At 72.8% G+C, this 22,975-nt stretch carries 22 protein-coding genes, 1 tRNA gene and 1 riboswitch; of the genes, 7 read left to right on the top strand and 16 right to left on the bottom strand.

Going from position 1 to position 22,975, the window contains the following annotated elements:
* Positions 1 to 28: 28 nt before the first annotated feature.
* The 4 genes from H7H31_RS23090 to H7H31_RS23080 form a co-directional block, all read right to left on the bottom strand.
* Positions 29 to 238, bottom strand: a complete 210-nt coding sequence (locus H7H31_RS23090) for a DUF397 domain-containing protein (protein WP_187061787.1) — start codon at positions 236 to 238, stop codon at positions 29 to 31.
* A gap of 67 nt (positions 239 to 305) precedes the next feature.
* Complete coding sequence (locus H7H31_RS34270) at positions 306 to 488, bottom strand: DUF397 domain-containing protein (protein ID WP_232110031.1); 183 nt, start codon at positions 486 to 488, stop codon at positions 306 to 308.
* Positions 400 to 1,344, bottom strand: a complete 945-nt coding sequence (locus H7H31_RS23085; RefSeq protein WP_187061783.1) for a helix-turn-helix domain-containing protein — start codon at positions 1,342 to 1,344, stop codon at positions 400 to 402. Before H7H31_RS23085 ends, H7H31_RS34270 begins: the two co-directional genes overlap by 89 nt.
* Before the next feature lie 396 nt (positions 1,345 to 1,740).
* Entirely contained in the window at positions 1,741 to 2,334 is a 594-nt protein-coding gene (locus H7H31_RS23080; protein WP_187061782.1) for a TetR/AcrR family transcriptional regulator, read from the bottom strand.
* 75 nt (positions 2,335 to 2,409) lie between these two features.
* Between H7H31_RS23080 and H7H31_RS23075 the strand changes: the two genes are divergently transcribed.
* Complete coding sequence (locus H7H31_RS23075; protein WP_187061781.1) at positions 2,410 to 2,826, top strand: VOC family protein; 417 nt, start codon at positions 2,410 to 2,412, stop codon at positions 2,824 to 2,826.
* Between the two features lie 197 nt (positions 2,827 to 3,023).
* On the opposite strand, the gene H7H31_RS23070 is transcribed toward H7H31_RS23075, so the two are convergent.
* Positions 3,024 to 4,415 (bottom strand): DUF445 domain-containing protein, encoded by a 1,392-nt coding sequence (locus H7H31_RS23070; RefSeq protein WP_187061780.1) that lies wholly within the window; start codon positions 4,413 to 4,415, stop codon positions 3,024 to 3,026.
* Positions 4,416 to 4,879: 464 nt separating this feature from the next.
* Between H7H31_RS23070 and H7H31_RS23065 the strand changes: the two genes are divergently transcribed.
* On the top strand, positions 4,880 to 6,199 hold the full coding sequence (locus tag H7H31_RS23065; RefSeq protein WP_187061779.1) for an SGNH/GDSL hydrolase family protein: 1,320 nt from the start codon (positions 4,880 to 4,882) through the stop codon (positions 6,197 to 6,199).
* Between the two features lie 81 nt (positions 6,200 to 6,280).
* Here H7H31_RS23065 and H7H31_RS23060 read toward each other — a convergent pair whose 3' ends face one another.
* The 4 genes from H7H31_RS23060 to H7H31_RS23045 all read right to left on the bottom strand — a co-directional run bounded on the left by H7H31_RS23060 (position 6,281) and on the right by H7H31_RS23045 (position 10,219).
* A complete protein-coding gene (locus tag H7H31_RS23060; protein ID WP_308284270.1) occupies positions 6,281 to 7,249 on the bottom strand; it encodes a DUF1707 domain-containing protein in 969 nt (322 codons plus the stop codon).
* 85 nt (positions 7,250 to 7,334) lie between these two features.
* A complete protein-coding gene (locus H7H31_RS23055; protein WP_176161837.1) occupies positions 7,335 to 8,309 on the bottom strand; it encodes an ABC transporter ATP-binding protein in 975 nt (324 codons plus the stop codon).
* Positions 8,310 to 8,463: 154 nt separating this feature from the next.
* Positions 8,464 to 9,228, bottom strand: coding sequence for an ABC transporter permease (locus H7H31_RS23050; RefSeq protein WP_187061785.1), 765 nt, complete (start codon positions 9,226 to 9,228; stop codon positions 8,464 to 8,466).
* Between the two features lie 190 nt (positions 9,229 to 9,418).
* Positions 9,419 to 10,219, bottom strand: a complete 801-nt coding sequence (locus H7H31_RS23045) for an ABC transporter permease (RefSeq protein ID WP_187061778.1) — start codon at positions 10,217 to 10,219, stop codon at positions 9,419 to 9,421.
* Between the two features lie 1,655 nt (positions 10,220 to 11,874).
* On the opposite strand from H7H31_RS23045, the gene H7H31_RS23040 reads away from it, so the two are divergent.
* Positions 11,875 to 14,487, top strand: coding sequence for a transglycosylase domain-containing protein (locus tag H7H31_RS23040; protein WP_187060493.1), 2,613 nt, complete (start codon positions 11,875 to 11,877; stop codon positions 14,485 to 14,487).
* A gap of 188 nt (positions 14,488 to 14,675) precedes the next feature.
* On the opposite strand, the gene H7H31_RS23035 is transcribed toward H7H31_RS23040, so the two are convergent.
* The 3 genes from H7H31_RS23035 to H7H31_RS23025 all read right to left on the bottom strand — a co-directional run bounded on the left by H7H31_RS23035 (position 14,676) and on the right by H7H31_RS23025 (position 16,119).
* Complete coding sequence (locus H7H31_RS23035; RefSeq protein ID WP_187060492.1) at positions 14,676 to 14,996, bottom strand: DMT family transporter; 321 nt, start codon at positions 14,994 to 14,996, stop codon at positions 14,676 to 14,678.
* Between the two features lie 34 nt (positions 14,997 to 15,030).
* Positions 15,031 to 15,096: riboswitch (guanidine-III (ykkC-III) riboswitch) on the bottom strand.
* A 171-nt stretch (positions 15,097 to 15,267) separates the two neighbouring features.
* Positions 15,268 to 15,570, bottom strand: coding sequence for a GroES family chaperonin (locus H7H31_RS23030; protein ID WP_176166088.1), 303 nt, complete (start codon positions 15,568 to 15,570; stop codon positions 15,268 to 15,270).
* A gap of 231 nt (positions 15,571 to 15,801) precedes the next feature.
* Positions 15,802 to 16,119 carry a DUF3618 domain-containing protein gene (locus H7H31_RS23025; protein WP_176161840.1) on the bottom strand — a complete coding sequence of 106 codons (318 nt, stop codon included), beginning with the start codon at positions 16,117 to 16,119 and terminating at the stop codon, positions 15,802 to 15,804.
* A gap of 134 nt (positions 16,120 to 16,253) precedes the next feature.
* On the opposite strand from H7H31_RS23025, the gene bcp reads away from it, so the two are divergent.
* From bcp to H7H31_RS23010, 3 genes are all read left to right on the top strand, one after another.
* Complete coding sequence (bcp, locus tag H7H31_RS23020) at positions 16,254 to 16,721, top strand: thioredoxin-dependent thiol peroxidase (protein WP_187060491.1); 468 nt, start codon at positions 16,254 to 16,256, stop codon at positions 16,719 to 16,721.
* 267 nt (positions 16,722 to 16,988) lie between these two features.
* Positions 16,989 to 18,050, top strand: coding sequence for an HNH endonuclease signature motif containing protein (locus H7H31_RS34265; RefSeq protein ID WP_232110030.1), 1,062 nt, complete (start codon positions 16,989 to 16,991; stop codon positions 18,048 to 18,050).
* Between the two features lie 61 nt (positions 18,051 to 18,111).
* Positions 18,112 to 18,195 (top strand) — tRNA-Leu (locus H7H31_RS23010).
* A 185-nt stretch (positions 18,196 to 18,380) separates the two neighbouring features.
* Here the strand turns inward: H7H31_RS23010 and rdgB are convergent.
* The 4 genes from rdgB to H7H31_RS22990 form a co-directional block, all read right to left on the bottom strand.
* Positions 18,381 to 18,983, bottom strand: coding sequence for an RdgB/HAM1 family non-canonical purine NTP pyrophosphatase (rdgB, locus tag H7H31_RS23005; protein WP_187061739.1), 603 nt, complete (start codon positions 18,981 to 18,983; stop codon positions 18,381 to 18,383).
* Positions 18,984 to 19,205: 222 nt separating this feature from the next.
* On the bottom strand, positions 19,206 to 19,622 hold the full coding sequence (locus tag H7H31_RS23000; protein WP_187061738.1) for a hypothetical protein: 417 nt from the start codon (positions 19,620 to 19,622) through the stop codon (positions 19,206 to 19,208).
* Positions 19,623 to 19,854: 232 nt separating this feature from the next.
* A complete protein-coding gene (rph, locus tag H7H31_RS22995; RefSeq protein WP_187061737.1) occupies positions 19,855 to 20,586 on the bottom strand; it encodes a ribonuclease PH in 732 nt (243 codons plus the stop codon).
* Positions 20,587 to 20,881: 295 nt separating this feature from the next.
* On the bottom strand, positions 20,882 to 21,166 hold the full coding sequence (locus H7H31_RS22990; protein WP_176161846.1) for a glucose PTS transporter subunit EIIB: 285 nt from the start codon (positions 21,164 to 21,166) through the stop codon (positions 20,882 to 20,884).
* A 160-nt stretch (positions 21,167 to 21,326) separates the two neighbouring features.
* Between H7H31_RS22990 and H7H31_RS22985 the strand changes: the two genes are divergently transcribed.
* A complete protein-coding gene (locus tag H7H31_RS22985) occupies positions 21,327 to 22,553 on the top strand; it encodes a PTS transporter subunit EIIC (RefSeq protein WP_187061736.1) in 1,227 nt (408 codons plus the stop codon).
* The last annotated feature ends 422 nt before the right edge of the window (positions 22,554 to 22,975 follow it).

Raw genomic sequence — 22,975 nt, 5'->3', positions numbered from 1 at the left:
AATGCCGAACCGACGCGCCCCTCATCGCCTACGCCCCGAAGTCGCCCGCCTTCACACCCGCTACGAACGCCGACCACGCCGAAGCGTCGAAAGCCAACGCCGGGCCGTTGGGGTCCTTCGAATCACGCACGGGAACGACGCCAGCGAATCCGGGGGCCACCTCGACGCAGTCGCCGCCGTCGTTGCCGCTGTAGCTGCTCTTGCGCCAGGTCACCGAGCTGAGTTCGGGGGTGTACATGTTGGCCATACCCTTCCATCACGTCTCTGATGAGAGCGGCGGACTCGTCGGCGGACAGGGCATCCGCCTACCCGCCGAAGTCCCCCGCCTTCACACCCGCCACAAAAGCCGCCCACGCCGACGAACTGAAGGCAAGCGCCGGGCCGTTGGGGTCCTTCGAATCACGCACGGGAACGACGCCGGCGAATCCGGGGGCCACCTCGACGCAGTTGCCGCCGTTGTTGCCGCTGTAGCTGCTCTTGCGCCACATCGCCGCGCTGAGTTCGGGGGTGTTCATGCTGGCCATACCCTTCCATCACGTCTCGGATGAGAGCGGCGGACTCGTCAGCGGACAGGGCATCCGCACGCAGCACATCGTAGTCCCGCGCATGCTTCGCGATAACTGCTGGATGGGAAGAGAAGTGGCCTCTGTCGAGCGACTCCGAGTACAGCCAGTCGCGCCCACTGGGAAGCGTGATCAGCGACATTGGCGTGTTGGGGCGCATGAGATGCGCACCTTCTGCTGGCGCAACCTGCACTCGGATGTTCGGCTGCCGCCCCACGGCTAGCAGGTGTGCACACTGATCGCGCATCACGCGGGGACCGCCAACAACGGTACGGAGCGCGCTTTCGTCGATCACGCAGATCAACAGCGGCCCGTCCGGGTCGAGGAAGCGTTCTTGCCGGCTGAGTCGCGCCCGCACAAGTTGCTCCACCTCGTCCCCGCTCAGGCTCTTCTGCTGGAACAGCGCCCGCGCGTACGGCTCGGTCTGAAGCAACCCAGGCATCACCTGACTCTGGTACTCACGCAACACCGTCAACTCGGCGTCCATCTCCGCCCGGCGCTTGAACCAGTCAGGATGCTTGGGCTGCGCGGCGGCCCAGTCGATCTTCTCCCACATCTCCAACAGCAGCCCGTCGGCGCCCAACAGAGCGTCGAAGACCTCAACGTGCTTGCGGTCGGGCGTGCGGGTACCCGCTTCGAAGTGCCCGACGAGGGAACGATCCACCGGCAGGACACCGGCTAGCTGATCCTGCGTCAGCCCGGCCCTGATCCGGAAGTGCCGCAACAGGGCGCCGAACAGTTCAGATGAGGTCGTACGGCCCGCCTGGGTCTTGGGTTTCACGTTCGATCACTCTCCGCATGTGACAGAGAAAGCCTTGTCACGCCCGCTTCAGTGGCGCGCCGACGCCACGTGAGCGACGATCGGGTCACAGACAGTAGCAATCCCGTTCGGCGTCTTATACCGGACTCGACAAAGTCCAACTCCCTGATGTACAAGCCCAGTTGAGGCCACTCACAGCAAGCGCCCGGGCACGGAGCCAGCCCCTTCACCGGTCCGCCGGTCGCCGCGTCGGACCCGAGCTGGCGACCCGGGTCGAGCCTGGGGAGCAGCACCAGCCCGCCACGTGGGGCCTCTACCGCCGCCCATGACACCGCGAGGCCCGTGCGGGCCCCCGCGGGCCCGCACGCACCGCACCGGGCAAGCCGTCATCCGCCGGCCCGCACGGCGACCGCCGCGTCAGGCGGTGCGCAGCGCCCCAAGCAGCCGTGCCAGCGCGGCCTTGGTGTGGTCCAGGTCCGCGGGGTCGGAGGAGGAGGCGAGCCACAGGGCGGCCTCGTTCATCGCCCCCGACAGCAGGTGGACCAGCGGCGCGACCGGCTGCGGGGGGATGATCCCCCCGTCGATGAGCAGGGACAGCGCGTCGGCGAGGTGGCGGGCCGAGGCGGCCTCGTCCATCGCCCGCCACTCGCTCCATCCCAGCACGGCGGGGCCGTCGACGAGCATGATCCGTTGGATGTCCGGATCGGCGGTCGCGGTGAGGAACTCCTCGCAGCCGGCGGTCAGTCGGGCCCAGGGGTCGTCGTGGACGTCGGCGGCCACGGCCACCCGGCGGGCCACCTCCTGCTGCGACTCCTCCAGGACGGCGCGGAAGAGGTCCGCCTTGCCTGTGAAGTGGTGGTAAAGCGCGCCCTTGGTCACCCCGGCGGCCTGGACGATCTCCGCCAGGCCCACAGCCCCGTAACCGCTGCCCGCGAACAGGCGCCTGCCCTCCCGCAGCAGCGCCTGCCTGGTCTGTTCCCGCTGCTGCGCCCGGATGCCGTGTGGTCGCATCGCACTCCTCATTGACATACCGGTGGTACGTGAATAGCGTTTTGGCATACCGATGGTATGCGAAAGGGTTCAGGCATGAGACTGACCGGCTTCTATCCCGTGATCGGCACAGCGAAGCTGCGGGAGTCCCGCGACTTCTACACCCGGCTGCTGGGGTTCGAGACGACCTTCGAGGCCGACTGGTACGTCAGCCTGCGCCGGCCGGGAGAGCCCGGGTACGAACTCGCCCTCCTCGACCACACCCACCCGACGCTCCCCGAGGGTTACCGGGTCCCCGCGCAGGGCGTGCTGCTCAATGTCGAGGTGGAGGACGTGGACGCGGAATGGGAACGGCTCGTCACCGGCGAAGGGCTGCACCCCGTCCTCGCGCTGCGTAGCGAGGACTTCGGGCAGAGGCACTTCATCGTGGCCGACCCCAACGGCGTCCTGATCGACGTGATCACGCCCATCGCCCCCACCGCGGAGTACGCCGAGCAGTACGTCACTGGCTGATCGCGCGGGGCTTGCTCGTCCACCTCCTGTCGGGCTCGCCCCGGCCCCGCCACGTGAGGGGCCCTGCCGTTGAGGCGAGCCGGCGCCACCCCTCCCGTTCACCCGGCCACCCCGCCAGGGGCACCCGCCGTCCGTCTCCGTGTCGTCCCCCTGTTCCGGGCGCCCCGGCCGCCGCGCGAACGGGGCCGGCGGGGGCCTCAGCCGACCACCGTGTGCGTCAGCGTGTAGATCAGCAGTCCGGCCAGCGCCCCCACCACCGTGCCGTTGATGCGGATGAACTGGAGGTCGCGGCCGATGTGGGCCTCGATCTTGCGGGAGGTGTGCTCCGCGTCCCAGCCCGCCACCGTCTCGGTGATCAGCGAGGTGATCTCGCCGCGGTACGTCGTCACGACGTACACCGCCGCGTCCTCCAGCCAGCCGTCCACCTTGCGCTGCAAACGCTCGTCGGTGGCCAGGCGGGTGCCCAGGGAGAGGATCGCCGCGCGGGCCCGCAGCCGCAGCTCGCTGCGCTCGTCCTCGGCCGCGGCGACGATCATCGCCCGGACCGAACCCCATGCCGACGCGATCAGGTCCTGCACCTCGCCGCGCCCGAGCACCTCGCTCTTGAGCCGCTCGACGCGGGCCCGGGTGTCGGTGTCGGACTGGAGGTCGCGCGCGAAGTCGGCCAGGAACCGGTCCACCGCGCCGCGCGCGGGGTGGTCGGGCATGTCGCGCATCTCGGTCACGAAGCGCAGCAACTCGCGGTAGACCCGGTCACCGACCTTGCGGTCCACGAACCTCGGCGTCCAACCGGGGGCGCCGCCGGTCACCGCGTCCATGACGGAGTCGCTGTGCAGGGTCAGCCAGTCGTGGGCCCGCACGCACACCAGGTCCACCACCCGGCGGTGCCCGCCGTCGGCGACGACCTTCTCCAGCATGGTGCCGAGGCCCGGCGCGATCTCCTGGGCGTCGGCCCGGCGCGTTATCGCCTCGCCCACCACGGCCTGCACGTCCGCGTCGCGCAGCACGGTCAGCGCGCCGCGCACGGCGGTGGCCAGCTCCGCGGTGACCCGGTCCACGTGTGCCGGCTCGGCCAGCCAGGCGCCGAGCCGGCTGCCGATGCCGACGGCCCGCAGCCGCTGCCGTACGACGTCACCGGCGAGGAAGTTCTCGCCGACGAACTCGCCCAGGCTGTGGCCGAGCTGGTCCTTCTTGGTCGGGATGATCGCCGTGTGCGGGATCGGCAACCCCAGCGGGCGGCGGAACAGCGCCGTGACCGCGAACCAGTCCGCGAGCGCGCCCACCATCCCGGCCTCGGCCGCCGCCGCCACGTACCCGCTCCAGCCACCGAGCCCGGCCGACTGGGCCCACTTGGCCAGCACGTACACCAGCGCGACGGCCAGCAGCAGGCCCGTGGCCAGCGTCTTCATCCGGCGCACGGCACGCTGCTTCTCCTGGTCGGCGGCGCTGAACGCCAGCGGTCCGCCCGGCCCGCCGCCACCGGGCGCGGGCCGCGTGCCGCCGGCCGCCGGCCCCCGCCCGCCGCCGGTGTCCGCGTCCGCCGTACCGCCCGTGCCCGTGCCGTCGATGTCCCCGTACGTCCGTTCCATCCACTCCACCCGATCGCGCCGATCCCCCCGGACATTGTCCTTCTGCCCTGCTCCGGCAACGAACGAGCCAACCCCATCGATGCCGGGTCGGACCCTGACTGGTCCCTGATCGACCCCCGAGCGGCCCCGAGAGGCGAGCCCAGGGGCGTGCCCGGGGCGCGCGGGCCGGCGACGAACGCCGCGGCGCGTCACGTCCCGCGAGCGCCGCGCCCCACTCCAGCGCGGCGGCCCGGCCGCACCGCCCGTATCGCACGGGCCCCAGAGCACCGTGTGGGCGCCTCGTGGGCGCTCCGGGGCCGTCTCGTGGCCGCCCGCGCGGGTGCCGGGCCCGTGGCCCGCCGGGCGGCACCGGGCCTCTCCGTGGGATCATGAGTGGCCGATCGGACGCGCGACGGCGCTGCTGGTCACCCGCAGTTCCCGACCCGCGGAGTCACTGGCTCCGCCTGCCCGAGGAGATCCCGCACATGACCGTGAGCCCCCCGCCCAGGCGTACGGCCTATGCCGTGCTCGCTGCGCTGGCGGCCGTGGTGATCCTCGTCTCGACCGCCATATTCGTCGGTGTCGGCAAGAACGACGGCACCGCGGAACCGGCCACCGGCCACGGCAACGAGGCCGCGCCGGCCTCGGCCGGCGCCTGGGTCGGCACCTGGGCCACCTCGCCCACCGCCGCCGAACCAGAGCGCGCCAACGGCTTCCCCCGCGTGTCCATACGCAACGTCGTCCGCATCAGCGTGGGCGGCGAGCGGATACGCATCCGGCTCTCCAACCTCTACAGCTCCCGGCCGCTGACCATCAGCCACGCCTCCGTGGCCCTGGCCGCCGCGCCCAGCGACCCGGCCGCCGACAGCGACAGCATGCGGCGACTGCGCTTCGACAACCGGACCTCGGTGACCATCCCGGCCGGGGCCCACGTCATCAGCGACCCCGCCAGGCTCCGCGTCCCGGACGCCAGCGACCTCCTGGTCACCACGTATTCCCCGACCCCGTCCGGCGCCGTCACCTATCACCCGCACGCCCGACAGATCTCGTACGCGGCGCGCGGCGACCACACCGAGGACGCCTCGGGGCTCGCCTACACCGAGCAGAGCCCGTACTGGCGGTACCTGACCGGCGTGGACGTGTGGACGAACAAGGCGCGCGGCTCCGTCGCGGTGCTCGGCGACTCGATCACCGACGGCATCACCTCCACCATGGGCGCCAACCACCGCTGGCCCGACTTCCTCGCCGAGCGGCTGCGCACCGAGCGCGGCGCGCCCCGCCTGGGCGTGCTCAACCAGGGCATCAGCGGCAACCGGGTGCTCACCGGCGGCAACCAGACCCCGCCGCACAACCCCAGCGGCCTCTCCCGCTTCGACCGGGACGTACTCGGCCAGACGGGGGTACGGGCGGTGATCATCCACCTCGGCGTCAACGACATCCTCCGCCTCCCGCACGAGACCAACCCCGACCGCATCGTGGGCGGCCTGCGGCAGATGGTCGAGCAGGCGCACGCGCGCGGCCTGCGCGTGGTCGGCGGCACGTTGATGCCCTTCTACGGCCACCGGGGCTTCACGCCGGAGCTCAACGGGGTGCGGCAGGCGGTCAACGACCAGATCCGCGCCGGCGAGGTCTTCGACGAGGTCGTCGACTTCGACGCGGCCCTGCGCGACCCGGCCCAGCCGTTGCGGCTACTCCCCCAGTACGACTCGGGCGACCACCTCCACCCCAGTGACGAGGGCTACCGGGCCATGGCGCGCGCCCTGAACCTCCAGCACCTGCGCGGCGTGGCCGCGGCCACGCTCTGAGCTGACCTCCACGCTCAGGGCGGACCCTGGCCGTCGGTCGGGCCCCGGCCGCCGGTCGGAACCTGGCCGCCGCCGGTCGGGCTAGCGGGCCGCGTCGTCGGGCCGGTCGCCGCCGGCTCCGCCCGCCGCGCGCCGCTCCCCGGCCCCGCGCCGGTCCTCCACCGCGCGCTCCTCGCGCAGTACGTTCTCCCGCTCCTCGCGCAGTACGTGCTCCCGCTCCGCGCGCTCGCGCGCGAGGCCGCCGGCCCCCGGCCACGCGCCGCCCAGCTCCGGCCGCGGGCCGTCAAGCTCCCGCTCCGGGGCGTCAGCCTCCCGCTTCGAGGCGTCGAGCCGCTGCTCCGTACGGCCGAGTTCGCGCTCCGCCTCGCGCTCCTTGCGGAGTCGCTTCAGCTCGGCCTTCTCGCGGCGGCGGGCCTCCTTCTCGCGCTGGACGTCGGCCTTGCGGCGCTTGCGCTCGACGGCCACGGCGCCCCAGATCGCGAGGCCGGTGACGGTCACCCGCGGCGCCTCCGGCGCGCCGTCGCCGGTCGCCGCCTGGTCGAAGCCGCCCATGATGCCCACGCCGTTGACGTGCACCTCGACGTCCGGCGGCACGATCACCGAGATGCCGCCCATCAGCGCGAAGCAGCGGACCACCACGTCGCGCTCCTCGAACCGGGCGTCCCGCAGGTCGATCTCGCCGCCCCCCATCACCACGACCGAGGTGAACGCGCGGGGCATGACCCAGCGGCCGGCGCGCTGGAAGCCGCCCATCACCGCGAGGCCCCAGCGCGAGGTGGCCGAGCCGCCGATCCGCTCGGCCCAGGACGCGTCGGTGCCGGCCGGGGCGCGGGAGGGCTGCGGGGCCGGGGTCGCCATGGAGGCCGGCACCGGCAGGTCCCGTACCAGCGGTTCCAGGTCGGCGTGGGTGCGCGCCGTGTAGGCGAGCTCCAGCCGCTCCTCGAACTCCTCCATGGTCAGCCGCCCCTCGGCGACCGCTTCGCGCAACGCCTCGGCGACCCGTTCGCGCTCGGCGTCGGAAGCCCGCATCGGAGGGAGTTCACCGGTCATACGAACAGCCTACGCGGGCACGCGCGTGCGAGGCTCGCCCACTTCCGGGCGCGCCCGGCCCGGTGGGCGGACCGAGCGGGTCGCCCTAGCCGGCGCGCTCGGCGTACATCTTGGCGATCACGTCCTCGATGTCCGGCTCCCGCACCGAGAGGTCGACCAGCGGGTACGCCGCCGCGACGGCGGAGACGAGCGGGGCGGCGCTGGCGGTGGCCGGGAACGCCAGCCACTGGCGCGGCCCCTCGACCCGGACCGTGCGCGCTCCCGGAATGCCCGTGATGGGCGGGAGTTCGCGCTCCAGGTCCACCACGAGGGTCCGTTCGCTCTCGCCGACGGCGTGCAGCCCCTCCAACCCGCCGTCGTACATGACCCGCCCGTGGTCGATCACCATCACGCGCCGGCACAACTGCTCGATGTCGGTCAGGTCGTGCGTGGTCAGCAGCACCGTCGTCCCCTGCTCGGCGTTCACCTCGCGCAGGAACTCGCGCACCTTGGCCTTGCTGATCACGTCGAGCCCGATGGTGGGCTCGTCCAGGTAGAGCACCTCCGGGTCGTGCAGCAGCGCCGCCGCGATGTCGCCGCGCATCCGCTGCCCGAGCGAGAGCTGACGCACCGGCACCTCCAACAGCTCGGCGAGGTCCAGGAGTTCCACGCACCGCTCCAGGTTGACCCGGAAGCGGTCGTCCGGAATCCGGTACATCCGCCGCACCAGCGCGTACGAGTCGCGCAGCGGCAGGTCCCACCACAGCGTGGTGCGCTGGCCGAAGACCACGCCCATCCGGCGGGCCAGCCGGGTGCGGTCCGCGGCCGGGTCGATGCCCGCGACCCGCAGCCGCCCGCCGCTGGGCACCAGGATGCCGGTGAGCATCTTGATGGTGGTGGACTTGCCCGCGCCGTTGGGCCCGATGTAACCCACCATCTCCCCGCGCGGCACCCGGAAGCTGATCCCGTCCACGGCTCGCACCTCGCGCCGCTCGCGCCGCACCCAACCGGCCCGGCGCCGCACCGTGAAGACCTTCTCGACCCCGTCGACCTCGATGAACGCGGCGTCGTCCGCCGTCATCGCCTCGTACCCCTCTCCTGCTCGCCCCGGCACGCTGCCGCCCCGAGATCATGTGTCCCCTACACCCACCACGCCCGCTCGCCCGCGCCCCGGCGCACGCCCACCCGCCCGCGTCCGACCGGGGCGCGGGCCGCGCCCGCTCAGCTCCCCGTGCTCAACTCCCCGTGCTGCGATAGGCCCGCAGCCCCGCGCGCCAGGCAAGACCGGCCAGCGCGCAGCAGGCCACCGCGACCAGCGGCGCGCCGAAACCCACCCAGCCGGGCAGGCCGATCGGCTGCGGGCGGTCCAGGATGTGCAGCGCGGGGAGCCAGTTGACGAAGGCGAGCGGGATGACGAAGACGACCGCCCGCAGCACCTCCGTGGTGAAGACCGTGGGCGGGTACTGGAGCAGCGTCGTACCGCCGTACGTGAACGAACTCTGTACCTCGGCGGCGTCGCTGGCCCAGAACTGGAAGGCCGCGCCCGCCACGAACAGGGACGCGAAGATGGCCGCGCCGCTCACCAGCATGACCGGCAGCAGCAGCACCCGGTCCCAGGTCCAGTCCACGTCCAGGTGCGCCAGCGACCAGCCGAGCAGGACGACGCCCTGCACGATCCGCCCCATCCGGCGCAGCGCGAACCGGTCCGCCGCCACCTGCGCGAGCACCGGCACCGGGCGCACCAGAAGGGTGTCCATCGTCCCGTCCCGCACCCGCCGCCCGATCCGCTCGGTGCTGCCGAACAGCAGGTCGGTGATGCCGAAGGCGGTACTGCTCGTGCCGTAGAGGAACGTCACCTCGGCCAGGCCGAACCCGCCGAGCACGTCCACGTGACTGAACATCAGCGCGATCACGGCGAAGTCGAGCGCCGTCACGACGAGGTTGCCCAACGTCATGATCACGAACGAGGTGCGGTACGCCATCGTCGAGCGCACCCACATCCCCACGATCAGGAAGTACACCCGCACGCCCTGGTACGCGCGCAACCCCCGGTAGGCCCGCGGCCCCCGCCCGGCCGTCGCCTCCTCGTACCCCCACGCCTCCCGTCGCTCCCGCGCCGTCGCCCGCGCCGGCGTCGGTTCCGGCGTCTGCTCCGGCGGATGCGCCCGTACGTCGTCGTCCGCCCGTGCCTCAGCCACCCTGGACCACCACCTTCCGGGTCGCCACGGACTGCAGGGCGCGCCCCGCGGCCAGCAGCGCCAGGGCCCAACCGGCCTGGAAGGCGAAGGCCGTGACGAGGTCGGTGCCCTGGTGCTCGCCGAGCAGCACGTCCGCGGGGATCTGGAGGATCGCCGACCAGGGCAGCACGGCGGCCAGGTCGCCCAGCGCCCCGGGGAACACGTTGAGCGGCAGGATCATGCCGGAGAAGAACAGCGACAGGACGAGGCTGATCATGTTGAGCCCGGTCCCGTCGAGCAGCCAGAACGCGGACAGGGCGACCAGGTAGCGGATGGCGAAGCTGACCAGGACGCCGAGCGCCACCGCGGTCAGGAAGTACAGCCAGGTCAACGGCGAGGCGGGGAGCGTCAGCTCGAAGACCAGCGAGCCGACGAGCAGCGGCACGATGCCGCGGCCCAACAGGTGGAACGCGGCCCGACCCAGGTCGCCGGCCAGCCACCACAGTTGCAGGTCCACCGGCCGGTACAGGTCGATGGCCACGTCCCCGGACCGGATGCGCTCCTGCAACTCCTCGTGGAAACCGCCCCCCAGCAGCGCCGACGCGGCCAGCAGCGCCTGCCCGAGCCAGACGAAGGTGACGGCCTGCGCCAGGTCGTAGCCGCCCAACTGCGGTCGCTGGTCCCAGAGCGCGATGTACGTGTACGCGACGATGAAGCCGAAGACGGTGTTGGTGAACACCCCTGCGGCCGTGGCCGCCCAGTAGGTCGCGTAGCGTCGGAATCCGCTCGCCATGACGGCCATGTGCAGCCGCACCTTCCATCCCTCCCCGGCCCTCGGCACCAAAGTCCACGAGCCTAGAGCGACAGTTGGGTGGCGAGCCAGGCATTATTCACCCTGTGGGGTGAGTTGCCCAGGCCAGTTGGCCGATCACAGACCTGTCACAGGTGCGTGCCGCCTCCGCCGCGCGGAACGCATGATGCGACAGTGACTTGTGGGGCGTACAACGCTATTCGCCCGACATGACAGATTTATGCCGTGGCAGAACCCATGGCAGAACCGTGGGCGGCGGCCGAGGAGTCCCTACACACATGACCGACGAGCCTCAGCAGCACAGCGCCGATGGCGACGGCACCGCCGCCGCGGGGAGCGACCCCGGCGCTCAGCGCGGCGGTGGCGGCGCCCAGCCCGCCGGCGGCCCGACCGCCGATCGGCCTCGATCAGCTCGACCAGGAGGTGCCGGCGCTCCCCCACAGGGCAAAGGCCCCCGACGCACCGACCAGGACACCGGTCGCCAACGGCCCGGCCCCACGCCGGCCGGGCCCGGCGCCGCCCCCGAGGGCGGCCGTACCGGAACCCCCGACTCCCCCCACCCGGCCCACCCCCCGCGCGGCACCACCCGCCCGGCCGGCGACACCAAGCCCACCCCCGCCCCGCGCGGCAACCGCCCCACCACCCTGGGCGAGGGCCTCGGCGCGGACCAACCGACCCCCACACCCGACCGCGCCCGCCCCGCCGACCGCGCGGCCTCCGCCGGGGGCGGAGGCCGCGCGGAACGCGCCGGCTCCGGCCAGGGCGACCGCGAACGCACCGACGGCGCCCGCGCGGACGGCGCACGCACCGACGGCGCACGCCCTGGTGGCGACCGCGCCGCCGGCAAGCGCACGGCCGGTGAGCGCACGGCCGGTGAACGGACAGCCGGCGAGCGGACGAGCCGCCCCCGTACGGGCGGCGAGCGCGCCGGCAACGGCGGCGCGAACGGCGCGGGCCCGGACGGCGCACGCGCCACGGGCGCACGCCCGCGCGGCGAGTCCCGCGACGCCCGCACCGACGCCCGTAAGGACGCTCGCACCGACACCGACACCGACGCCACCGCCGTTCTCCCGCCGCGACGTGGCGGCGACGCCGACGCGCCGCGCGGCAAGCGCCCCACCGGAACGCCCCCCGCGGCGCGCCCGGGCCAGGACGCACGGGGCGCGGAAGGTACACGGGACGCGGAAGGCCCACGAGACGCACGGGCCGCGCGGAACGCACGGGACGTACCTCCGGCCCGCGCCGCCGAGGAGACCGCCGTTCTGCGGCCCACGCCGAGCGAGGACACCGGCCGGCTGCCCGGGCCACGCCAGGGCCCCGGCCCCCGCACCCCGGCGGCCGGCACCCCGGCGGCCGGCAACCGGGCAGTCGGGGCGCGCGGCGCCGGGGCGCGCCGCGATGCCACCGGGCCCGGCGACGACCAGACGGCCGTACTGCGCCCCACCCCGGGACGCTCCACTCCAGGACGCCCCGACGCGGGCTGGGCCGACGCGGGCCGCCCCGACACCGCCGCGCGCGGCGAGGAGACCGCCGTTCTGCGCCCGACCCCGGGCGCGCCCGGCGCGCGGCGCGGCGCGGGTGGCCGCGGCGCGGCGGCAGCGGGTGGCGCGGCGGCGGTCGGTGGCGCGGCGGCGGTCGGTGGCGCGGGCGCGGCGGCGATGGCCGCCGGCGGCGCCAGCGGCGGCCCGGGCGCGACCGGCGGCGCGGGAAGCGCCGGCGCGGGCGCCAGCGGCAAGGGCGCCGGCAAGAACCCCGGCGGCAACGGCGCGGGCGGCACGGGCAGCGCGGGCGCCGGTGGTACGGGCGGTGGCGAGCCGCCCTCCTCGGCCGCCGGCGCGAGCCCCGCGGACGGCTGGCCCGAACGCCCCGACGGGGGCGAGGCGAACGACGTGTCCGGCAAGAAGGCCAAGAAGGGCAAGAAGCAGCGCCCCAAGCGCACCGGCCTGCGCCGCCTCGTGCCCACCTGGCGCGTGGTGCTCGGCGCGTTCCTGTTCCTGCTCGTCCTCATCGGCGGCACGCTCGTCACCGGCTACCTGCTGGTCGACATCCCGGCCGCCAACAAGGCCGCGCTCGCGCAGAGCAACGTCTACCTCTACTCCGACGGCTCGCAACTCGCCCGCGAGGGCACCGTCAACCGCGAGAACGTGCCGCTGAGCAGCGTGCCCAAGCACACCCAGAACGCCGTACTCGCCGCCGAGGACCGCAACTTCCACTCGGAGTCGGCGGTCAACCCCGCGGCCATGGTCCGCGCCGCCTGGAACACGGCGACCGGCAAGGGCAAGCAGTCCGGTTCCACCATCACCCAGCAGTACGTGAAGAACTACTACCTGGACCAGGAACAGACGATCACCCGTAAGGCCAAGGAGTTCTTCATCGCGATCAAGCTCGATCGCGAGGTGAGCAAGGACGACATCCTGGAGGGCTACCTCAACACCAGCTACTTCGGGCGCAACGCGTACGGCATCCAGTCCGCCGCCCAGGCGTACTACGGCAAGGACTCCGACGAGCTGAACACCGCCGAGAGCGCCTACCTGGCCACCCTGCTCAACGCGCCCAGCGCGTACGACGTCGTCGTGCACCCCGAGAACAAGGGGCGCGCGCTGGCCCGTTGGAACTACGTGCTCGACGGCATGGTGGAGAAGGACTGGCTCGACAAGTCCGAGCGCGAGGCCATGAAGTTCCCCACCCCCGACCCCGCCAAGCCCACCTCCAGCATGTCCGGGCAGCGCGGCTACCTCGTCGAGGCGGTCAAGAACTACATCACCGCCAACGACATCATCGACGAGCAGGACCTGGCGGCCGGCGGTTACCGCATCACCACCACCATCGACAGGAAGAAGCAGGACGCCTTCGTCGAGACGATGGACGAACGCCTGATGAGCAAGCTCAGCAAGGCGAACAAGGTGGACAAGTACGTGCGGGCCGGCGGCGCCTCCATCGACCCGGACAACGGCAGGGTGGTCGCCCTCTACGGCGGCATCGACTACACCAAGCAGTACGTCAACAACGCCACCCGGCGCGACTACCAGGTCGGCTCGATCTTCAAGCCGTTCGTCTTCACCTCGGCCGTCGAGAACGACTCGGTCACCCAGGGCGGCCAGCGGATCACCCCCAACACGGTGTACGACGGCAGCAACAAGCGCGAGGTCATCGGCCCGAACGGCGGCACCGACTACGCGCCGGCCAACGAGGACGACGTCGACTACGGGCAGATCAACGTCACCGGCGCCACCGACAAGTCGGTCAACTCGGTCTACGCGCAGATGGCCCAGGACGTCGGCCCGGACAAGGTCAAGGACACCGCCATCAAGCTCGGCGTCCCGGAGAAGACCCCGGAGATGTTCGCCGGCCCGTCCATCGCGCTCGGCACCGCCCACGCCAGCGTCCTCGACATGACCGGGGCGTACGCCACGCTCGCCAACCACGGCAAGCGCGTCCCGCACACCCTGGTGGTCGAGATCACCAAGGACGGCGGCAAGGTCACCCTGCCGGACCGCACCCCCGAACAGGCTGTCGCGCGCGACTCCGCCGACACCACGACCTCGATCCTGCGGAGCGTGGTCGCGGGCGGCACCGGCACCAAGGCGCAGGCCGCAGGCCGCCCGGCGGCCGGCAAGACCGGCACCGCCGAGGAGGACAAGGCCGCCTGGTTCGCCGGCTACACGCCCGACCTGGCCACCGTCGTCGCGGTGATGGGCCAGGACTCCAACACCGGGGAGCAGAAGCCGCTGTACGGCGCGACGGGGCTGCCCCGCATCAACGGCGGCGGCTACCCCGCCGAGATCTGGGCCGACTACACGCGCAAGGCGTTGAAGGGCAAGAAGGCCACCGAGTTCGACCTGGAACTGGAGGACGGCGCCGACAACCCGTCGCTGCCCTCGACGGACTCCCCCACCGACACGCCGACCGACGGTGACACGCCATCGGACGAGGGCACCACGCCCCCGGACTCGGACGAGCCCACCGCGCCCGCCGACACCCCGACGGACGACTCGCCCCCGCCGACCTCCGGCCTGCCCACCGAGCCCACCTTCACCCCGCCGACGGACGCGCCGTCCGGCGGCGCCACCGGTGATCCGGGCGGCGCCATAGGCGGCCCGGGCGGCGCCGGCGGCCCCGGCGGCGGCGACCCGGGCGGCGCGACCGGCGACCCGGGCGGAACCGGCGCCCCCGGCGGCGCGACCGGCGACCCCGGCGGAGCCGGCCCCGGCGGCGGCGACCCGGGCGGCACCCTGCCCGACCTCGGCACGGACCCGGACGACGACTTCTAGGCCGCCACCCCACGCCGGCCCGGTACGCCCACGACAAAGGCCACGACAACAGCGACGACAACGGCCGGCCCCCACGGCAGACCGGCCCCGACGACAGAACAGCCGCTCCCGACCGGGAGCGGCTGTTCTGCTGGGTGCGTGGGGACGAGGCTGCTGAGGAGAGTCGACAGGCTCGGGCCGTGCGGGCGTCAGTGGCCCGACGTCGCCTTGAGGCCGACGACCGCCACGAGGAGCAGCACCACGAAGAAGATCCGGGCCGCGGTGGCGGGCTCGTTCAGCACCACCATGCCGAACACGGCCGCCCCGGCCGCGCCGATGCCGACCCACACCCCGTAGGCGGTGCCGATCGGCAGCGTCTTGGCGGCCTGCGCCAGCAACACCATGCTCGCGACGATCCCCGCGCCGGTGAACACGCTCGGCCACAGCCGGGTGAACCCCTCGGTGTACTTCATCCCGATCGACCAGCCCACCTCCAGCAGGCCGGCGACGATCAGCAAGATCCAAGCCATGACGGCACCTCCGTGAACCACGTGCTTCAACAGGGGTGCGTCGTCTTTGCCTGACCCGGTACGGCGCGTCTCGTCGGGATGCTCTCGACCCTAGCAAGGCACCGCGCACGAGGTGGTGACGCGGACCACCACCCGGCCCCGGCGGCCGGCCAGGACAGCGATCCGGGCCCTACGGCCCGGGCCGTAGGGCCCGCGACACGAGCGTGGGGAACACGGGTGTGGGGGGCACAGGCTTGGGCGGTACAGGCTGGGCGGTACGGACTCTCGCGGGCTACAGGTACAGACCTGTGGAGTCCTCCGACCCCTCCAGCCGCTCGGCGGCCACCGCGTGCAGGTCCCGCTCGCGCATCAGGACGTACGCGACACCGCGCACCTCCACCTCGGCCCGGTCCTCCGGGTCGTACAGCACCCGGTCACCCGGCTCCACGGTCCGTACGTTCTGGCCCACCGCGACCACCTCGGCCCAGCCCAGGCGGCGGCCGACGGCGGCGGTGGCCGGAATGACGATGCCGCCGCTGGAACGGCGCTCACCCTCCGGGATGTCGGTACGGACCAGCACCCGGTCATGCAACATCCGGATGGGCAGTTTGTCGTGGGACGTCTTGGCACTCACGCCATGAAGGTACCTGGCCCGGCCACGGCGGAACGCCGACGGGTCGGCCGTATGTCGCCGCCGCGCCAGCCGAACGCCAGGCACCCGCCCCGCGGCCTCGGGGCCCGCGGCCCCGGGGTTAGGGTCACGGCTTCGCGGCCGGAACGGGGGCCGGGGCTCGGGACCTGGCAGGGCCGGGGCGCGCCCGGGCGGCTAGCGCTTGTCGCGCCGCGAGGCCGTGAGCAGGCCGACCACCGCGACCGCCACCAGCGCGACCGGCACGATGCGCTCCATCCGGGGCGCCCCGTCCTCGGTCACGAACTGGGCCCGCAGGTCGGAGACCGCGCGGTTGGCGGCCACGTACGCCTGACCGGCCGTGCGGTCGACTGCTCCGGCCACCTTCGCCTTCGCGTCGCCGATGATCGTCTTCGGGTGCACCCGGATGCCGATCTCATCGAGCGTCACAGCGAGCGCTTGCCGCCTGCGAGCAATATCAGCCTCGATCTGCGCAGGGGTCCTGGCTTCCGACACCTCGCTGCCTCCGTCAATTCTCGATGGTCGTGGTGGACAGTCTGTCAGGTCGGCCGGATTCATGCCCCACGGAATCCCCCATCGTGGACCTGGCTAGGGTCGGAGGCAGCGGAATCATCCCCCTAAGGAGAGCCATGAGCGAGCGACTGCGGCCCGGCGACACCGCCCCGGCCTTCACCCTCCCCGACGCGGACGGCAAGCAGGTGTCGCTCGCCGACCACGCCGGCCGCAAGGTCATCGTCTACTTCTACCCCGCCGCCCTCACCCCGGGCTGCACCAAGCAGGCGTGCGACTTCACCGACAACCTCGACTTCCTGGCCGGCCACGGCTACGACGTCATCGGCGTCTCCCCCGACAAGCCGGAGAAGCTGGCCAAGTTCCGCGACAAGGAGGAACTGAAGGTCACGCTCCTCGGCGACCCGGACAAGTCCGTCCTCGAGGCGTACGGCGCGTACGGCGAGAAGAAGCTCTACGGCAAGACCGTCACCGGCGTCATCCGCTCCACGGTCATCGTGGACGAGCAGGGCAAGGTCGAGCGCGCGCTCTACAACGTGAAGGCGACCGGGCATGTCGCGAAGATCATCAAGGACCTGGGCCTCTGACCCCACCCTCGGCCACCTGACGGGCCGCCTGCTCCCTGGCGGCCCGGTCGGCCGGCCCGGCCCACCCGCTCCGGCCGACCGGGCCGCCAGGCGCCCACCCGAGCGCCGCGCCCACCGCCCCTCCCGACGGCGCGACCCCTTCGGCGTAACTCCGCCCTCCCCGAATCGTTAGCCAGTTCGAGGCTGCGACACGTGGCCGCACGCGGCGCACGTGGCGCACGCGGAGGCGACGGGAGAGCGAGGGGGCGTGGGATGGGGGCGCGGTATGTGGGGGGACGGCGGGGTGAGCCGGGCGGCGGGGTGGAGCCCGCGGCCCTCGCCGCGGCGGTGGCGGGCAGCACGTCGTGGGCCGGCGTGATGCGGCAGCTCGGCGTGCGGCCCAGCGGTGGTCGGCGGCGTTCCCTCCAACGGCAGGTCGCCGAGCACGGCATCGACGCCGGCCACCTCACCGCGCGACGCGCCAGACACACCTACTCCGACGAGGCGATCGGCCGCGCCGTCGCAGCGTCCACGGCCCTGCACGAGGTGGCGCGCGCACTGGGCGTACCCCCGGCGCCGGGCACGCTCAGCCACCTCCGCCGACGCATCGCCGCGGCCGGCATCGACATCGGACATTTTCCGGCCATGCGCCATCGCGGGATATCCGGATCGGACGGGGACGACCCGGGCGAGCCGGACCTGCCGTGCGACCTGGCCGAGCTCGCACGGATGGCGGCGGGCGTCGACAGCGTGCGCGCCCTGGCACGAGCCGTCGACTGGCCCGACGACGGACGCTCGCGCGCGACCCTGCGCCGCCTGCTGGCGCGGTGCGACATCGATGTGACGCACTTCCGCCCGGCCCGGATGCCCCGCCCCGACCAGCGGCTCACCGAGGCGGTGGCTCGTTCCACGAGCTACGCGGCGGTCGTACAGGCCCTCGGCCTGCCGCCGCACGACGCCAGCACCCGCCGCGTGCAGCGCTGGTCGACCCAACTCGGCCTGGACACCTCGCACTTCGTTCGCCCGTCCCGGCGGGCCCGCGACAACCCCCGCTTCACCGCCAGGACCGCCGACGTGCTCCGGGTATGGCCGGCCGACGCGCCCCGCGTCAACCGGGAGCGGCTGCACCGCGCGCTGACGGAGCTCGGCGTGCCGGCCCGGTGCGCGTTCTGCGGCAACGAGGGCGAGTGGCGCGGCACCCCGATCACCCTCCAGATCGACCACATCAGCGGCGACTGGCACGACAACCGTCCGGAGAATCTCCGCTACCTCTGCCCGAACTGTCACGCGACCACCGACACCTGGTGTCGCAACCGCCGGCGCCCCCCGGGCACCACGGACGTGAGCTGACCGCCCGCCGTACACCCGCCTGCCGATACGGCCGCGCGCCCGCTACCATGGCTGGCGGCTAGCGGCCGTGGCGCAATTGGCTGACGCGCAGCACTTAGGATGCTGTGGGAGAAATCCCTTGAGGGTTCGAGTCCCTCCGGCCGCACAGCTTCGGTTCGAAGGGCCGACCCGCTTCCAGCCGGGTCGGCCCTTCGGCGCTTTCCGCGACGGTTCCGGCCGCCGCGCGGACCTCCATGAGCGAGCCGGCCACGGCAGGCCGGGCGACCGTACGGAAGGGCGCTCAGGCCCACCGCTCTCTCGGCCCGCCCGTCCGCGACCGGCCGGCTCACCTCACCCCACCAACTCCCGCACCACCGGCACCAGCCCCCGGAACGCCTTCCCCCGGTGGCTGATGGCGTTCTTCTCCTCGGCGGTCAGCTCCGCACAGGTGCGGGTCTCGCCGTGGGGCTGGAGGATCGGGTCGTAGCCGAAGCCGCCGGTGCCCGCGGGCTCGTGGCGCAGGGTGCCCTCCAGGCGCCCCTCCACCACGCGCTCGGTGCCGTCGGGCAGGGCCAGGGCCGCGGCGCAGGTGAAGTGGGCGGCCCGGTGGGGCGCGTCGATGTCGCCGAGTTGGGCCAGCAGCAGGTCGAGGTTGGCCTGGTCATCGCCGTGCCGGCCGGCCCAGCGCGCGGAGAAGATGCCCGGCGCGCCGCCGAGGACGTCCACGCACAGCCCCGAGTCGTCGGCCACCGCGGGCAGCCCCGTGGCCTTCGCCAGGGTGTGCGCCTTGAGCAGCGCGTTCTCGGCGAAGGTGACGCCGGTCTCCTTGACGTCGGGGATCTCGGGGTAGGCGTCGGCGCCGACGAGTTCGACGTCGAGGCCGGCGGCGGTCAGGATCGCGTGGAGTTCGGCGACCTTGTGGGCGTTGCGGGTAGCGAGGATGAGGCGGTTCATGCCCCGATTATCCGGCCCGCCACCCGGTCCGCGCCCCGGCCCCCCGCGCCGCCGGCCGACCACCACCGGTGGGCCCCTTCCCCCGTGGACCACCACCACGGGTCAGCCACCACCGGTCAGCCACCACCAGCCGACCACCACCACGGTCAGCCACCACCGTCAACCGACCAGCACCACCGATCGACCGCTACCGCCGGCCGGGCCGCCGCCGCCAGTCGACCGCTAGCCCGGCTTGCAGGCGCTCGTCAGCTCTCTGCCCGCGTCGGCGACGGGGGTCAGGTCGGGCTTCTCGTCGTTCCTGATGGCCGTGGTGACGTTGTCCACGGCCTTGTCCAGGTGGTCGAGGGCCTTCTCGATGTCGGCGTTGTCGGTCTTCTTGTCGAGATCGTCGATGTTCTTGTTGATCTCGTCCAGGGCCTCGTCGGACTTCTTCTCGTTCCCCGAGCCCTCCATGACGGCGCGTTTGAGCACGGCCTGCTGGAGGTCGTCGATGGATTCCGAGACGTCGACCGCGAGCTCCGCGCAGTCCATCGCCTTGTCGACATCGTCCTTGTCGCAGCTCGTCATCAGCGGCATGACCAGCGCGACGGCCGCTACGGCGGTGACGGCGTGGGTGATGCGGCGGCGGTGCATGGCCATGGAACGGGTCCCTCCGAGCGCGTGCGCACGAGCCCGGCGACTCCGGATCCCGTACCTGACACCTGACTAAACGCTGCCAGGGCGGGCCAGGGTTGCTCAACGGGACGACCTCCGGCCATGGCGGTCGAGGCGGGCCGGGCGCGTGAGCGGCCACGGCGCACGGCCCGGCGCGCGCCGGGGCACGCGCCGGGCCGCTCCGTCGCCAGGTCCGTCGTCGCTCAGCTCACTGCCGCTACTCCGCTGCCGCGAGGGCCGCGCGCTGGATGGTGGCCAGTTCGGCGCAGCCGCCGGAGGCGAGGTCGAGGAGGCCGTTGAGTTCGGCGCGGGCGAAGGGCTCGCCCTCGGCGGTGCCCTGGACCTCGACGAAGCGGCCGTCGCCGGTGCAGACCACGTTCATGTCGGTCTCGGCCCGTACGTCTTCCTCGTACGCGAGGTCGAGCAGCGGGACGCCGTCCACGATGCCGACGCTGACGGCGGCGACGGTGCCGGTCAGGGGCTGGCGGCTGGGCTTGAGGTGCTTCTTGGCGTGTGCCCAGGCGATGGCGTCGGCGAGGGCGACGTAGGCGCCGGTGATGGCGGCGGTGCGGGTGCCGCCGTCGGCCTGGAGGACGTCGCAGTCGAGGACGATGGTGTTCTCGCCGAGCGCCTTGTAGTCGATGACGGCGCGCAGCGAGCGGCCGATGAGGCGGGAGATCTCGTGCGTGCGTCCGCCGATCTTGCCGCGGACGGACTCGCGGTCGCCGCGGGTGTTGGTGGCGCGCGGCAGCATCGCGTACTCGGCGGTGACCCAGCCTTCGCCGCTGCCCTTGCGCCAGCGCGGCACGCCTTCGCTGAAGCTCGCGGTGCACAGCACGCGGGTGTCGCCGAAGGAGACGAGGACCGAGCCCTCGGCGTGCTTGCTCCAGGAGCGTTCGATGGTTACGGGGCGGAGCTGTTCGGGGGTGCGACCGTCGATACGAGACATGGTGCGACCCTATCGGCAATGCGGCGGGCCTCGTTCCGCGCGGAGCGCCCCGCTGGGGGTGCCGCGCGGTGCGAGGCCCGCCGCGGGGGCCCGTCGCGATGGTGACCCAAGTCGCCCTGCTGGTCGGCGGGTTGACGCGCGGTGGGCGGGCGGTGGCAGGTGGGTGCTGCCGTGGGCGCCGGGGTGCCTGGTGCGTCGGGGCCGCCGGAAGTCGGGGTTCCGGAGGTGCCGGGGCCGGGGTGCCGGGGTCAGTGGTCGCGGGGCCGGGGATGGGGTGCGCCGGTGGGGGCGTACCTCACATCATGTCTTCGATCTCGGCGGCGATGGGGTCGGCGTCGGTGCCGATGACGACCTGGATGGCGGTGCCCATCTTGACGACGCCGTGCGCTCCGGCGGCCTTGAGGGCGGCCTCGTCGACCAGGGAAGCGTCGCTGACCTCGGTGCGGAGGCGGGTGATGCAACCCTCCACCTCTTCGATGTTGTCGAGGCCACCGAGCCCGGCGACGATCTTCTCAGCCTTGCTGGCCATGTCCACTCCTGTTTTCTCGGCCCTTCGGCGGTCCCGCCGAGCGTTTTTCATACCGTAACGCACGTTTAGACCAACTTCGCGGGCGTATGTCCGCTACTTGGCGAAGGATGGCGATCATCGCCGCGGTGCGGGCTGACCCATGCCGCGGCGACATGTGGTCTACACCAGTATGCGGCAAAGGCGGGTGCCAACTGCCGCCGGGAGGACGGTCATGAGCGTGAGCAGCGCGGCGGCGCCGCGGAAGGCATGGACCTCGTCCTTCTTCCAGGGTTTGCAGAAACTCGGCCGCAGTCTCCAGTTGCCCATCGCCGTGCTACCCGCGGCGGGCATCCTGAACCGGCTCGGGCAGAAGGACGTGTTCGGCGCCGACGGTTTGGGCTGGGAGAACGTGGCCAAGGTGTTCGCCGGGGCGGGCGGCGCGCTGCTCGATCCGGTGCTGGGGCTGCCCCTGCTGTTCTGCGTGGGCGTCGCGATCGGCATGGCGAAGAAGGCGGACGGTTCGACGGCGCTCGCCGCGGTGGCCGGCTTCCTCGTCTACCACAACGTGCTGGCGCAGTTCCCGGAGGACGGCGAGCCGCAGAACCCCGGAGTGTTCGGCGGCATCGTGCTGGGCCTGGTCAGCGCGCGCGTCTGGCAGCGCTTCCACCGTACGAAGCTGGTCGACTGGCTCGGCTTCTTCAACGGTCGACGGCTCGTGCCGATCATGATGTCGTTCGGCGGGCTGCTCTTCGCGGTGCTGTGCCTGTGGATCTGGCCGCCGGTCGGTGACGCGCTGGTGGACTTCAGCGACTGGCTGACCGGGCTCGGCTCGTGGGGCTCGGGCCTGTTCGGGGTGGCCAACCGGGCGCTGCTGACGGTGGGCCTGCACCAGTTCCTGAACACCTTCGTCTGGTTCCAGTACGGGGACTACACGGCCTCCGACGGCAAGACGTACCAGGGCGACATCAACCGCTTCCTCAACGGCGACCCCAGCGCGGGCATCTTCACCTCGGGCTTCTTCCCGATCATGATGTTCGCGCTGCCGGCCGCCGCGCTGGCCATCGCGCACTGCGCCCGGCCCGAGCGGCGCAAGGAGGCGGGCGGCATGATGCTGTCGGTCGGCCTGACGTCGCTGGTGACCGGCATCACGGAGCCGATCGAGTACTCGTTCCTGTTCGTGGCGCCGGCGCTGTACGCGGTGCACGCGGTGCTCACGGGCGTGTCGATGGCGGTGACCTGGGCGCTCGGCATCCACGACGGGTTCAGCTTCTCGGCCGGCCTGATCGACTACCTCATCAACTGGGGCCTTGCCACCAAACCGTGGTTGATCATCCCGATCGGGCTGTGCTTCGCGGTGGTCTACTACTTCCTCTTCCGCTTCCTGATCATCCGGTTCGACCTGCCCACGCCGGGCCGCGAGCCGGACGCGGAGGAGATGGAGAAGGAGAACGTGCAGTAGCGGCGGGTTCCCGCCCCGGCAGACGCGGCGGTGACGGGTTCCGGCCCCGCCCGGCCCGGTAGCGGCGACTTCCGGCCCCGTCCGGGCGCGGGTTCCGGGCGCGAGTTCCGGGCCGTCGACGCCCGTTCCCGAGCCACCGTCCGGGCTCCGAGCCGGGGGCGTGCCGCCGGGCGCCCCCGTCAGGTGACCGGTCACCATCGCTCCCCCGTCGACCGGAGCCCCACGCGTCCCGTACGCTCACCCGCGTTGGTCGCGCACCGCGCGTCCCGCATGCCCCTACCCCGTACGCTCCCCGCGGCGGTTGAGCGCCCCCACGGCCCCTCCGCGCCGCGTCGAGAAGCACCACGTTTCCGCACGTCAGCACGGTGACGGGGGCTGTCGACGGCAGGCGCTCGGGCGCCGCCGTGGACGGGTGTCGGCCA

This window comes from Streptomyces buecherae (assembly GCF_014295035.1).
Classification (GTDB): domain Bacteria; phylum Actinomycetota; class Actinomycetes; order Streptomycetales; family Streptomycetaceae; genus Streptomyces; species Streptomyces youssoufiensis.
This window is presented reverse-complemented; position numbering and strand designations above follow the sequence as displayed.